Source organism: Acidobacteriota bacterium, assembly GCA_016716905.1.
GTDB lineage: Bacteria > Acidobacteriota > Vicinamibacteria > Vicinamibacterales > SCN-69-37 > SYFT01.
This window is the reverse complement of sequence record JADJUS010000015.1, coordinates 47,098-60,114: the sequence shown is the minus strand read 5'-3', so window position 1 is coordinate 60,114 and position 13,017 is coordinate 47,098. Positions and strand designations below refer to the sequence as shown.

Here is a 13,017-nt window from a genome sequence, read left to right as displayed (position 1 = left end):
GAACCGACTACTGAATCCGCTGCACGCGGTCAAACTCCGCGATGGCATTGATGTAGCGAATGGTCGAGGTCAACTCGTTGTTGCGCGCCGACGTCAGCGCGTTCTGAAGCGAGATGACCTGGAAGTTCGTGGACATGCCCACCGAGAAGCGGGTGAGTTCGGCGTTGAGTGTGCGCTCGGCCGCCTCACGTGACTTCTGCGACGCCAGCAGCTGCTTGTAGGTGCTCTGCACGTCCAGGCCGGCGCGGGTCACGGCCGTTTCGATGTCGAGTTCGGTCCTCTTCATCGACGTCTTCTGCTGTTCCATCGACAGTTCCGAACGCAGGTGGTTGGCTTTTTGTGACGACAGACCGAGCGGCTGGCTGAAGTTGAGACCGATGTTCCAGGTGGGTGTGTCGATCCCGGCGATTGACCGCAACGCGTCGAAGTAGCCGCCATCTTCAACCAGGACGGCCGCGCCGCCCAGGCCCGACCGATCAAACAGCGGGCCGCCGACGCCCGCCAGGGCGTAGCTGGCGGTCAGGCCGAGCGAGCCCTTGGTGGAGTTCTTGGAGAGCGCGAGGTTCAGCTCGGTGATGCGCAGGTTCTGTCGCGCGGTTTCGATGTCGGCGCGCTGGGCAATGGCGTTCTTCACGGCGGCCGGGATGTCCACCGACTGCATCTCGAACGACGGCAGGTCGGTGGGATTGATGGTGGCCCGGAAGAAGTCATCTTCCGTGCTGCTCACGAGCAGGCGCTTGAAGGCAATTTCGGCATTGCGCCATGCGATTTCGGTGGCGAGCAGGTTCTGCTCACCGGTCGCAATCTGCGACTCGAGCTGCACCAGATCGATTTCGGCGACGGTGCCGACCTCCACCTTGGTTTTGTTGTCGTCGTAGTTGCGGCGCGAGAGGTCCAATGACCGCTTCTGAATTTCGATGGCCTCGATCGACTGGCGCAGCGCCCAGTAGGCCGTGCGCACCTGGTTCTTGATGTTTTCGATCTGGCTCACCAGCGCGATGTCGGTAATCTGGCGCTGAATTTGTCCCGTGTCGAGCGCGTTTCGCTGGCTGTCAATCGTGCGGCCCGCCAGCAGCGGCTGCGTGTACTGGAAGGTCAGGTTCGACGAGAAGTTCGGGTTGCGCGTGCTGAACGAGTTATCGGTCGCCGTGCGGCTGTTGCTGAAGTTGAACGACACCTGGCCGCCCTGCCAGGGCAGGCGCTGGCTCATCGACGAACCAAACGACATGCGCTTCGTGCTGGTGCGGGCGCCACCGTCGAGCTGCGACGTGGACTGCTGTGAGGCGTTGTTGTAGCTGAGGTTGCCGTTCAGCGTGGGCCGGAACGCCGCACGCGCCGCCTGCAGCGAATAGTCCTGCATCTGCGGATTGAGTTTTTCGCGCGCGATGTCGAGGTTGTTTTCAAGCGCCCGGGCGATTGCCGCTTCAAGCGACAGGTCCACTCGCTGCGTCCCCGGCGTATCGGGTGGCAATGCGCGGCCGACCACATACTGGTCCTGAGCCAAGGTCGCCTGTACACCACCACCGGCCGCCTGCTGCTGCGCCGTCACGGCCGCCACGGGCATCACCGCAGCCACCACCGCCCACACCATCATTTTCGACATCTGCTTATTCATTCGTTGCTCCGTCTGGGCAGTCGCCATCACCAGGCGGCTGCGAGAGTTTATTGTCGTGAAACCTAACGTCGTTCGCGTCGATTACGTTCACCGATGGCCTTCAGGGCATTGTTCTGTTCAGTGGTCAGGATGAGCGACGTCTGATAGAGCGCAATGGCGCGTGACTTCGCCAGCATCGATCGCAACGCCTCGTTGCGGTCAAACTGCAGGCCAATGACGTCCACGCCCACCTTGCGCTCTGCCACGAGCCGCGTCAGTTCGTCCTGCTGTTTCTTGGCCTCCATGGCCACGCCGTGCATCTCGGTCTCGCGCTTCCGCCAGACTGAGTCGATCCGGGCCGCCTGCTCGGGTGTCAGGCTGATTTCCTTGATCACGGCCGCGTCTTTCCACCACGGCACCCTCGGCTGCGACGGGGGGCGCTGCGAGTCTGGACGGGCGGCCTGGGGGGGCTGCTGCGACCTCGACCACGCCCAGCGGTTTCCGTGGGCCTCATCCCTGGCAGACGAGGCGACACGTCCATCAGCCGCCAACACCACCAGGCTCAGCGTCAGGGCGCCGAGCCAAATCGTTCGGGCAATGGGGGGGGAGGGAATCTGAATCTTCACGCTTCTTCTTACGCCTGTGTCAAAACCGGCGTTTACGAGCCGGCCAGGGCTTCAAGCCGGGCCACGACCTGCCCGACGACATTATTCGGGGTCGAGGCCCCGGCCGTCAGGCCGATCACCAGGGGACGATTCGCCGGCAGCCAGTCTCGGGCCACGGTTTCCGCGACCGCAGAGGTGGAGGGGGCCCCGATGCGCCGGTGACGCACCTCGGTGGCCGAGACAAGACAGTCCGCCTCGGCAATGTGGAACGTGGGGCACCGCTCGGCGCAAATCTTTGCCAAATTGCAGGTATTGCTGCTGTTGTAGCCGCCGATCACCACCATCAGGTCCAGGGGCGCCTCGTCGAGCAAGGCAATCACGGCGTCCTGCCGCTCCTGGGTGGCGCTGCAAATGGTGTCAAACGACCGGAACACGTCGTCCACGGCGGAGGCGCCGTGGCGAGCCTCCATGGCCGCCCTGAACATCTCACCGATCTCGAGCGACTCGGCCATCAGCATCGTTGTCTGGTTGGCGCAGCCGATCCGAAGCAAGTGCCGGTCAGGGTCGAACCCCGGCGACGCGGCCGGCCCAAATCGCTCCAAAAACGCCCATCGATCGCCGCCCTCGACAATGTAACGGCACACCTCGGCGGCTTCGCCTTTGTCGAGCACGACCAGGTAATGGCCGTCTGGAAACAGGCTCGCCTGCGAGGCGGTGGCGCGCGTCTCTTCGTGGTGCAGCTTGCCGTGAATAATCGAGGTGAAGCCGTCCTGGGCATACCGCTTCACGTTCTTCCAGACCGTCAGCACCGACCCGCACGTGGTATCCACCAGCGTGCACCCCTGCCGGTCCAGGCGGACCATATCGTCCACCGACACGCCAAACGCCGGCAGAATGACCACATCGTCGTGGCCGAGGGTCGTTCGGTCTTCGCCAGGGTCGGTCAGGAAGCGGATGCCCTGTGCCCGCAACTGATTGTTGACATGCGGGTTATGGATGATCTCGCCCGTCAGGAACACCCGGGAGTCGGGGAATTTTTTCCGCGTCTGGTACGCGTAGTCCACCGCTCGTTCAACGCCGTAGCAAAAGCCGAATTCGCGCGCGAGGTGGATGGTGAGCCGGCCGTGCGTCCGGACGTAGCCGGCAGACCGAAGGTCGTCGACGATGCGGCTGTGATACGCCTGGGCCAGCTGGTCGGCGACCGCGGCCTTCATATCGAGGCCCTTCCGGAAGATGATCGGCGGCATGGCTGACCGCCCATTGTACCTAAAGCCCGAGCGTCAGCGTTTGATGGCAACCACGTCAATCAACCGGGGCGTCATCTCGTCCATCGCCTCAAGCGAACCCAACTGCGTGCGTGAATAGGGGTCGTCCTCGAGGATGGACGCGTCGATCACTGTTCCCAGCCCCGAGGGCTGACCGTTGGCGGCGCCGTCGGCCACCTGGGTTGTTGGAGCGGAGTCCGTTTCAAAGGAGTGGCTCAACTCGATGCTGACGATGCCAATCGCCAGGCCGGCGGCCGCGGCAGCCGCCAGCCAGCCTGGGCTGACTCGGCGGTCGGCGGCATCCGAGTGGCGCACCGCGCGCGCGGGAAAGCTGATGACTTTGGCCGGGCGGTCCAGCGATTCCAGCCGCTGCAGGACCTGACTGCGCTGGGCGGCCAAGCGCTCTTCCGGGAACACGGCATCGGCTTCAGCCGCGCCCATGTCTCGCACATCTTCGAGCCAGCGGCTCATGTCCACCGCGCGCTCCGCGCAAATATCGCAGCGGTCGAGGTGGCTGGGCCGCACGCCCGTGCTCCACACCTCCACCAGTGCGTTTTCCGAGAGATGCCCTCGACGAAGTATTACGTCAGCGAGCCGCATGTCGAACCCTCCCTTTACCCTTTGTCCCTGCCACGCTCTGGCCCGACAGCAACGTACGCAGCCGGCGAATCGCGCGGAAGAGGTGGACGCGCACGGTGGATTCATTCAGCCCGGTCATCGAACTGACTTCCCGCGACGTCCGCCCCTCAAAATGACTCAATACAAACACCAGACGTTGCCGCTCCGGCAACTCCGTCATGGCCGCTTTCAACCGTCGGCGCCGCTCGTCCTGCAGGACCTGGTCCTCGGGACTTGGGCCCCTCGAGGGCAGGTGCTCGGCCGGGTCGCGTTCCACGCCATCGGCATCAACCGTCGGGCGAGCGATCCACCGTTCACGACGGCGCCGGGCCTTGAGCCGGTCCAGGCAGCCATTGATGAGAATCCGCGTGAACCAGACCTCAAACGGCAGGTCTTCCCTGAACGTGCCCATGTGCGTGTAGGCCTTGACAAAGGCATCCTGCACGGCCTCTTCGGCGTCGGCGGCCTCGCGCATGTAGTGAAACGCAATCCGGATTGCCCGCCGCTGATGGCGCTCCACCAGCTCGGCGTACTTCTCCCGCGCCTGGTCCAACTGGCCGGCAGCCTGGAAGGCTTTGACGGCTATCGCGACGCGAGTATCGGCTTCCCTCGGCGTTTCAGAACTGATGGCGCAACCTCTGAAGCTAGAATACGCCCAATTTCAGGCGGTGTTTACGGCGCGAAAACGACCTCTGGAAAACGACCTCTGAGGTAGTTTTCGACGTGATGTGTACCGAAAACTACCTCAGAGGTCGTTTTCGCTCCGCTAGCGGGCCCCCGGATAGTAGTGGGCGAGGATGGCGGTGACCGAGGCGCCGCCTCGGGCTCGGGCAATGGCCCCAACCTGGCACAAGCCCACGCCGTGGCCAAACCCGCGGCCCGTGACCAGGAAGCCGTCGGGCGTTGGCTCAATCTCGAAGAGGGTGCTCATGAAGGACCGAACCCCACGTTGGGTGGCCACCACGGCGCGGAGTGTCTCGCCGCTGACGTGCCGGTCACGATCGCCGTCGATGCGGACCTGGGTGGCGCGGCCGGAGGTGTCCCTCTGGCCGATCACGAGCCCGGTGAGTCGGGCACCCGGATCTGTGCGGGCATCGGTTGCGAGCAACCGGACCCACTCCTCGGTGGTGGCGGAAAACTGCCAGGTCCGGTGCGGGCTTCCGGTCTCATCCTGCCGGGCCGGCAGGTAGGGAAGGGCCGTGCCGCCCCAGGCGTCGGCCGGTGTGGTGGTGTGGCCGCCACAGTCGGAATGAAACAGTGTGAGCGCGGGCCGGGTGTTGAAGCGCAGGATCCGGCCGGACGTGCGGGCGACGGCCGCGCGCGCGATCGCACTGAAGCGCGATGTGGCAATGCGCCCGGGCTCGTACAGCTGGCAGTGTGTGCGGTCGCAGACGTCAAATCCTTCGGGCGCATGTCGTCCGGCCTGTGCCACGGCATACGTGCGGGCGATGATGGCCTGCACCTCGTACACGGTTGCAGCCACGCGATCGGATTCCGACACGGGCGTGACCTCGGACAACGCGGCACCGAGGACGTAGTCGTCAAGCGCAACGACCTTGACCTGACCGGCGACCTGCACGCGCAATCGGGCAGGAACGCCGGTCGCGACGTCGCCGGGGAACCGCGCGGTGGAAGGCGCGCACGCGATTGTGAGTCCCACCACCACCGAGAGTAGGGCCTTGGCCGCGTGTCGGCGTTTCGGGAATCGCGGCATTTCGTCGTATCTTAGACCGCCGACTGCAGCAGTTGATGGCACCCTGGCATGACCCCTGACCCCGTTCTGGTTGTTGATGATGATCCGTATGTGCTCGGGGTGCTGACGCACGTCGGGCGCGCGCGGGGCCTGGAGATCATCGCCGTCCAGTCGCTCGAGGAGGCCAACCTCACGCTGGCCACCCATCGTTTTTCGGTCGCGGTCGTCAATCTGCGGCTCGGGGCTGTGTCGGGCCTGGAGGTCATCAAGCGGGTGCGCGAGAAAGACGCGAGCACCGAGGCGATCATCATCTCCGACGATCGCCGCCTGTCGAGTGCACTCGAAAGCTACGAACAGGACGTCTTTGCGTTTGTGCTCAAGCCGTTTGATCCGGTGCAGCTGTTTGCCACCGTGGACCGCGCGCTCGAGCGGCGGCGCGGCGGGATTGAGCGACAGCGACTGACATGGGAACTGCGATTGCTCAACGACGTGGCCGCCGCCGTCAACGTCACGACCGATGTGGGCGAAGCGCTTCGGCACGGGCTTGAGCGCGTCGCCGAAGCGTATGACGCCCGATGGGCCATCCTGCGATTGCGGCCGCTCGATGGCGGCGCACTGGTGGTGCACTCGGCCGTCGGCGGCACCGTCGAGGCCGCCGAGGCGGTTTGCGAAAATGCCGATCGGCAGGACGCCTCGGCCGGCCCCTCCGACCCTCCGGTGTCGAGCACCATCTCGGTGCCCGTGGTGGCCGGGCAGGACGTCCTCGGGGTGTTGACCGTCAACTCCACAGTGCCGCAGCGGTTCTCAGTGGACGACGGACGTGTGTTGCGCACGATCGGCCGTCAGTTTGGCGTTGCCGTCGCCAATGGTCAGCTGTACGAACGCGTCTTCCGCGCGAAAGTCCAGTGGGAGCGCACCTTCGACGCCATCAGTGATCCCATCGCGCTGTTTGATTCCCGGTCGCGCACGATGCGCACCAACGCAGCGCTGGCGGCGCTGTGTGGATGGGAGATTCGTGAAACGCGCGGGCGGACCTGCGCGGAGGTCGGACTGTGCGGCGGCGGCTGCCCGAATTGCCTCGTCGGTCGCGCCATTCGTGATGACCAGCGAGTGGATGAAGAGATCACCACGAGCGACGGCCGGATATTCACGGTGACCACACTGCCGGTGCCCGATGCCTCGGGTGCGGCCGTGCAGTTCGCAAAAGAAATCACCCGGGAGCGCCAGCGCGCCCGGCAGCTGCGCAGCCTCAGCCAGGAAGTGTCGGCGACGAATGCGGAACTGGTGGCGACCGTGGACCGGTTGCACACCACCCAGGCCCAACTGGTGCAGGCCGAAAAACTTTCGGCAATTGGACAGCTCGTGGCCGGCGTCGCGCACGAGTTGAACAATCCGCTGACCAGTGTCATCGGTTACGCCCAGCTGGTGCATGAGGAGATGGCGGCCAATCCCAAGCTCGCTGCGGAGACCGGCGGCTTGATGGACGACGTGACGCGCATTCTGTCGGAGTCCGAGCGCGCCGCGCGCATCGTGCGCAGTCTGCTGACGTTCGCGCGCCAGCAGACGGCCGAGCGTGAGGAACACGACATCGCGGACCTGTGCCGGCGCGTGGCGGACCTGCGCGCCTATGACTCGCGCCTCAAGGGCATCGAGGTGGTGACGCAGTTCACCGATGACCTGCCTCCGCTCTACATCGACGGCGGGCAGCTGCAGCAGGCGCTGCTGAATCTGGTGTTGAACGCCGAGCAGGCGATGACGTCCGCCCCCACCAAACGCCTGGAAGTGACGGCGCGGTTCGATGCCGAGTGCGGCGCCGTGGTGATATCGGTCGCTGACTCGGGGCACGGCATCGAGGCCTCGAATCTTGCCCGCGTCTTCGATCCCTTCTTCACCACCCGCGGCGTCGGCGAAGGCACCGGGCTGGGCCTGTCGATTGTGTATGGCATCGTGCGCGACCACGGCGGCCAGGTGATTGTGACAAGCGAAGTCGGGGTCGGAACGACGTTCTTCATCCGGCTGCCGGTCCGGTCGCCCCTGGTCGAGGGCCGGCGGCCTCCCCTGGTGCTGGTGGCGCACGGCGACGCGGTCACGCGCGATTTTATCGGCGCGGCGCTGGGCGGGTGGGGGCTGTCGGTGCGCCTGGCGCGGAATGCCCGCGAGGCCATTGAGAGCCTGGCGGAAGGAGAACTTGGACTGGCGTTGATCGACCAGAGCATGGTGAACGCCGACCCCCAGTATTGGCGCGAGGCCTGGGCGACCCTGAACGGCCGCGTTCGGCTGGTGGCCATCGGCACCGGCCCCGCCGATGATGAGGCGCGGCGGTTCCTGCGCGAGACCGCGGAAGTCACGCTCTCGCCCCCCTATGATCTTCGCGTCCTTCGCCGGGCCCTGGTGACCACTCTGGGCGCCCTGCTCTGAGCCGCCCGCCGCGTCCGGGCCACCCCTTGGCAGCGCACCTCAGGACGCGCTACGATTGAGCGTTTATTTACGCTCCAAAGGAGTTATTCGTATGACGGGATCCAGTCGGAAGGTTGAGTTATCGGTCCTCGGGATCGAAGGCGCCAATGCGCATTGGAATCTGAGCGTCGCTGCGCTCTATGAGGAGGCCATTCGACGCGGCGAAGGCACACTGACTGCGGACGGCCCGCTGGTGTGCAACACCGCGCCGCACACCGGCCGCTCGCCGAATGACAAGTTCGTCGTCAAGGAAGCGTCGAGTGAGCAGAACGTGGATTGGGGCAAGGTCAACAAGCCCATCGGCGCTGAGAACTTCGACCGCCTCGAAAAGCGCATGCTCGCGTCGCTCAAGGGCATGGATTTGTTTGTGCAGGACTGCTGGGCCGGCGCCGACCCGACGTTTCGCCTGCCGATCCGGATCATCACCGAGAAGGCGTGGCACAACCTGTTTGCCCGCACGATGTTCATCCGTGAACCCAACGCGGAAGCGCGACTGCAGCACGAGCCGCAGTTCACCGTGATCGACATTCCGAGCTTCAAGGCCGACCCGGCCGTTGATGGCACGAACTCCGAGACGTTCATCCTGCTCAACTTCGCGAAGAAGCGCGTGCTGATTGGCGGCAGCAACTACGCCGGTGAAATCAAGAAGTCGATCTTCACCGTGATGAACTACCTGCTGCCCCTGCGCGACACCATGCCGATGCACTGTTCGGCCAACGTCGGCCCGGACGGGGAAGTGGCGCTCTTCTTCGGCCTGTCCGGCACCGGCAAAACCACGCTCTCGAGCGATCCGCACCGGCAGCTGATTGGCGACGACGAGCATGGATGGAGCTCGCATGGCGTCTTCAACTTCGAAGGCGGCTGCTACGCCAAGATGATCAAGCTGTCGGCGGAAGCGGAGCCGCAGATTTATGCCACGACGCGGCGGTTCGGCACTGTGCTCGAAAACGTCGTGATCGACCCCATCACCCGTGAACTCGATCTCGACAGCGCGGCGCTCACGGAAAACACCCGCGGTGCCTATCCGCTGACGTTCATCGACAACGCGGTGCCGTCGGGCCAGGCGGGCCATCCCACCAACGTGGTGATGCTGACGGCCGACGCGTTTGGCGTGTTGCCGCCGATCTCGCGGCTGTCGCCCGAAGCGGCGATGTATCACTTCCTGTCCGGTTACACCGCGAAAGTGGCGGGCACCGAGCGCGGAGTGACGGAGCCGAAGGCGACGTTCAGCACCTGCTTCGGCGCGCCGTTCATGGTGTGGGACCCGAACGTCTACGCGCGGTTGCTGGGTGAACGCATTGCCAAGCACCAGGCGCGTGTGTGGCTGGTGAACACGGGATGGACGGGCGGTGCGTACGGCGTGGGATCGCGCATGAAGATTGCGCACACCCGCGCGATGATCAACGCGGCCCTCTCGGGCGCGCTCGATCATGTGGGTTACGACCGCGATCCGATCTTCAATCTCGATGTGCCCTCGAGCTGCCCGAACGTGCCGCCCGAAGTGCTGCGACCGCGCAACACCTGGAAGGACCAGGCGGCGTACGACGCGCAGGCGAAGAAGCTGGCGGCGATGTTCATCGAGAATTTCAAGACGTTTGAGGCGACGGCGTCGGCCGCTGTGAAAAGCGCCGGGCCGGTGGCCTAGGTGCCCGTGCATCTCGAGCCCGTGATCGGGCTCGAGATTCACTGCCAGTTACTGACCGCGACCAAGATCTTCTGCGGGTGCGCCACCACGTTTGGGGCCGCGCCGAACACGCACGTGTGTCCAGTGTGCCTGGGGCTGCCAGGCGCGTTGCCGGTGCTCAACAGGCAGGCGGTGGAATTTGCGATCCGGGCGGCGGTGGCGCTGGGCAGCACGGTGAATGCCACGTCGATCTTCGCCCGCAAGAACTACTTCTATCCGGACCTGCCGAAGGGCTATCAGATCTCCCAGTACGACAGGCCGCTGGCCACGGGCGGAGAGGTGCGCATTGGCGACACCACGGTGCGCCTGACGCGCATTCATATGGAGGAGGACGCCGGCAAGTCGCTCCATCATGGATTTCCCGAGTCCGACCGCCAGACGCTGCTCGACTTCAATCGTGCGGGTGTGCCACTGATTGAAATCGTCACCGAGCCTGACCTGCGCACCGCGGCCGACGCCGCGATGTGTTTCAGCCGCCTGCGTGAGGTCCTGGTGGCCATCGGCGTCAACGACGGCAACATGGAAGAAGGCAGCCTGCGGTGTGACGCGAACGTGTCGCTGCGTCCGGTGGGGGAGACGACGCTGGGCGCCAAGGCCGAAGTCAAAAACGTCAACTCCTTCCGCTTTTTGCAGAAGGCGCTCGAATACGAAATCACCCGGCAGCGTGCGGTGCTCGAATCGGGCCGACGGGTCGAGCAGGAAACCCGTCTGTGGAACAGCGACACCGGCACGACCGAATCCATGAGGAGCAAGGAAGGCGCGCACGACTACCGCTATTTCCCCGAGCCCGACCTGCCGCCGCTGCAGGTGGACGCGGCGTGGGTGGCGCGGGTCACCGCGTCGATGCCCGAGTTGCCCGAGGCCCGTCAGGCGCGGCTGGTGGCGGCCCATGGGATCAGCGACTACGACGCAGACGTGCTGGTGCGCCTCATTCCGGGTGCGGCGGATTTTTTTGAAGCCGCCGTGTCTGCAGGCGCTGCGGCCAAGACCGCCAGCAACTGGATCCAGGGCGAAATCCGCCGCAAGCTCAAGGAGGTGGGCCGCGACAGCGTGGCCGCCGTGCCCTTCGGGCCTGCGGCGCTCGCTGAGCTCACGGGGCTTGTGGACAGCCAGGTGATCAGCAGTTCTGCGGCGAAGGACGTCTTCGAAGCCATGTGGGAAACCGGTCAGTCGGCCCGCGCGATCGTGGACGCCAAGGGGCTGGCCCAGATCGGCGACACGGCCGCGCTTGAAGCGATCGTGGACGCGGTGGTGGCGGCCAACCCCGACCCGGTGGCGCAGTACCGCGCGGGGAAGATGCAGACGTTCGGCTTCCTGGTAGGGCAGGTGATGAAGGCGTCCAAAGGGAAGGCCAACCCGGCGGTGGCCGGCGAGATTCTGAAGGCGCGTATCGGGTAATTTTTCGACTCGCTCAGGGTAATTGGACGGAAGTGGTCGGTATTGACACTGGTGACCCGTCCTGCCTAGACTGAATTTGCTCACTCGCGCATGGCTATAAAGTCCCGCCTGAACAGCGTCGAAGCCAAGATGTTCCATTGGCCTTTGGCCGGAGCCTTGTGCCACTGCCGAGCCGCCTTTTTCCGCGAAGAATTCCTCAAACATCACCAGTGCCTGGACCAGCAACGCGAGTACTACTCGGAGCTGGCCGTGGCGCAGGCCGAAGACGCGCTGGGCCGGATCCTGGCCGAGATTGATCAGCTATGCCAGCGTGATGATGCCTGCGACGTCATCGCCCAGTTGCTGCGCCGCATCGATACGATCACCAATCTCTCGGCGTGGACAGACCCGGAAACGCTTCACTAGTACGTGTCCATCAAATTTCTTTCCTGGATCGCTGCCGCTGTCGTGGTCGTTGGACTGTCTGGCTGGATCTACGGCTCGTCGGGCCGCTCGGATGTGGAGCAGGCGCGCCGGGACGCGGTGCAGCGAGCGGACCTTATGGAGGCGCGCGCCCTCATCCTGGATGGGCAGGTGCAGATCTTCCTGGTGAACTTCGGGGATGCGAGCCGCCGCTATGAAGCGGCCCGGGTCGTGATCGAGCGTATCCAGACCGCGCTCAGGGAGGTGGGCCAGGCCGAACGCGCCGGCCGCCTCGAGATTCCTCTCGCAAGTCTGCGCGATGCTCAGCGCCTGGCCTCGTCGCTCGACGGAGGCGCGAGGAACTCGGGCGATGAGGCGCTCAAGGCGCTGACGGCGTTCGCGGAACCCACTGCGCCCTCGCGGTAATGGGGAAATGCCACAAATGTCCGAAATGGCGAAGTGTCGGACAAACCATTGCAGGGAAGAATGCTCGAATGTTCTTGATGACTAATGGTTGAATCTGCTGCTCCAAGGTCATTCGTTCATTGCGCGCCTTGAACATTCGAACATTCTTCCCTGCATTGGTTTGTCTGACATTTCGCCACTTCGGTCATTTCTGACATTTCGCCATTACGCCACGGCGGCAGCGAAGCGCTACTTCAGTATGGTCGCCGTCAACTCCGCCGTCACCTTTCGGTCGCTGCCCGGATCGGCCGACTGAGAGACCATCAGCATCCTTCCGTCCTGCAGGACCACCGTGATGGACTCGTTGAGTCTCGGCGATCTGGTGGTTCTGCCCTGGCTGTCTTTTCCCGGCGCCGGCTGGTAATCGAATGTGAGCCGCACCGAAATCAATCCGTTCTGGTACGCATTCGCCATGGCGTCCACGTTGAGAGTGGCCTGATCGGCTTCGTAGTTCGTGGTGCGAATCATTCCGCTGTTGCCGTTGAGGACGAGCAGCGACACGGCTTTCTTCACCGGCGTTCCCGAGTACGTGTCGGTGATCGCGAGCTCAAGTCTGATGTTGACAGCTCCGAGCGGCCGATTGTCTGGCGAGGCAATTTGCGGCGCGCGCGGTGTCTCGGCGCGCGGTGGCGCGGTCTGGCCCGGTGTGGGCGCTGTGGCGGACGGCGCGGTCTGTCCCGGCATTGGCGTGGGGGCCATCGCAGGCGGGGTCATCATCGGGTCAGCCACGCCGCTCGGCGGCCGGAGTGTGGGCGCGGTTTGTGCCATCGCCGGCGCAGCTACGAGCAGTGTCAGGATCAGAAGAGAAGTCGGACGTCGCATAACGCTCCTTGGAA

The 13,017-nt window shown here is 64.6% G+C and carries 12 protein-coding genes; 5 read left to right on the top strand and 7 right to left on the bottom strand.

What is annotated here, in order from left to right; genetic code table 11:
* Window positions 1–7: 7 nt before the first annotated feature.
* From IPL75_15145 to IPL75_15120, 6 genes are all read right to left on the bottom strand, one after another.
* Window positions 8–1,615: a TolC family protein gene (locus IPL75_15145; GenBank protein MBK9241560.1), complete on the bottom strand. Its 1,608-nt coding sequence runs from the start codon at window positions 1,613–1,615 to the stop codon at window positions 8–10.
* Between the two features lie 62 nt (window positions 1,616–1,677).
* A complete protein-coding gene (locus IPL75_15140) occupies window positions 1,678–2,220 on the bottom strand; it encodes a hypothetical protein (GenBank protein MBK9241559.1) in 543 nt (180 codons plus the stop codon).
* Window positions 2,221–2,252: 32 nt separating this feature from the next.
* The gene (locus IPL75_15135; protein ID MBK9241558.1) at window positions 2,253–3,446 is read right to left on the bottom strand and encodes a 4-hydroxy-3-methylbut-2-enyl diphosphate reductase; all 1,194 of its coding nucleotides are present in this window, start codon (window positions 3,444–3,446) and stop codon (window positions 2,253–2,255) included.
* A gap of 33 nt (window positions 3,447–3,479) precedes the next feature.
* Window positions 3,480–4,064, bottom strand: coding sequence for a hypothetical protein (locus IPL75_15130; protein MBK9241557.1), 585 nt, complete (start codon window positions 4,062–4,064; stop codon window positions 3,480–3,482).
* Window positions 4,051–4,635: a sigma-70 family RNA polymerase sigma factor gene (locus IPL75_15125; protein ID MBK9241556.1), complete on the bottom strand. Its 585-nt coding sequence runs from the start codon at window positions 4,633–4,635 to the stop codon at window positions 4,051–4,053. The genes IPL75_15130 and IPL75_15125 overlap by 14 nt, the downstream gene beginning before the upstream one ends.
* A 213-nt stretch (window positions 4,636–4,848) precedes the next feature.
* The gene (locus tag IPL75_15120) at window positions 4,849–5,796 is read right to left on the bottom strand and encodes a SpoIID/LytB domain-containing protein (protein ID MBK9241555.1); all 948 of its coding nucleotides are present in this window, start codon (window positions 5,794–5,796) and stop codon (window positions 4,849–4,851) included.
* A 48-nt stretch (window positions 5,797–5,844) separates the two neighbouring features.
* Here IPL75_15120 and IPL75_15115 point away from each other — a divergent pair, with 48 nt between their 5' ends.
* From IPL75_15115 to IPL75_15095, 5 genes are all read left to right on the top strand, one after another.
* A complete protein-coding gene (locus IPL75_15115; GenBank protein ID MBK9241554.1) occupies window positions 5,845–8,193 on the top strand; it encodes a response regulator in 2,349 nt (782 codons plus the stop codon).
* 91 nt (window positions 8,194–8,284) lie between these two features.
* Window positions 8,285–9,877 (top strand): phosphoenolpyruvate carboxykinase, encoded by a 1,593-nt coding sequence (locus tag IPL75_15110; protein MBK9241553.1) that lies wholly within the window; start codon window positions 8,285–8,287, stop codon window positions 9,875–9,877.
* 6 nt (window positions 9,878–9,883) lie between these two features.
* Window positions 9,884–11,314 (top strand): Asp-tRNA(Asn)/Glu-tRNA(Gln) amidotransferase subunit GatB, encoded by a 1,431-nt coding sequence (gatB, locus tag IPL75_15105; protein MBK9241552.1) that lies wholly within the window; start codon window positions 9,884–9,886, stop codon window positions 11,312–11,314.
* A 90-nt stretch (window positions 11,315–11,404) separates the two neighbouring features.
* Window positions 11,405–11,719, top strand: a complete 315-nt coding sequence (locus tag IPL75_15100; GenBank protein MBK9241551.1) for a hypothetical protein — start codon at window positions 11,405–11,407, stop codon at window positions 11,717–11,719.
* A 3-nt stretch (window positions 11,720–11,722) separates the two neighbouring features.
* Complete coding sequence (locus IPL75_15095) at window positions 11,723–12,142, top strand: hypothetical protein (protein ID MBK9241550.1); 420 nt, start codon at window positions 11,723–11,725, stop codon at window positions 12,140–12,142.
* A 228-nt stretch (window positions 12,143–12,370) separates the two neighbouring features.
* Here the strand turns inward: IPL75_15095 and IPL75_15090 are convergent, their stop codons facing one another.
* Window positions 12,371–13,003: a hypothetical protein gene (locus IPL75_15090; protein ID MBK9241549.1), complete on the bottom strand. Its 633-nt coding sequence runs from the start codon at window positions 13,001–13,003 to the stop codon at window positions 12,371–12,373.
* Window positions 13,004–13,017: the final 14 nt, after the last annotated feature.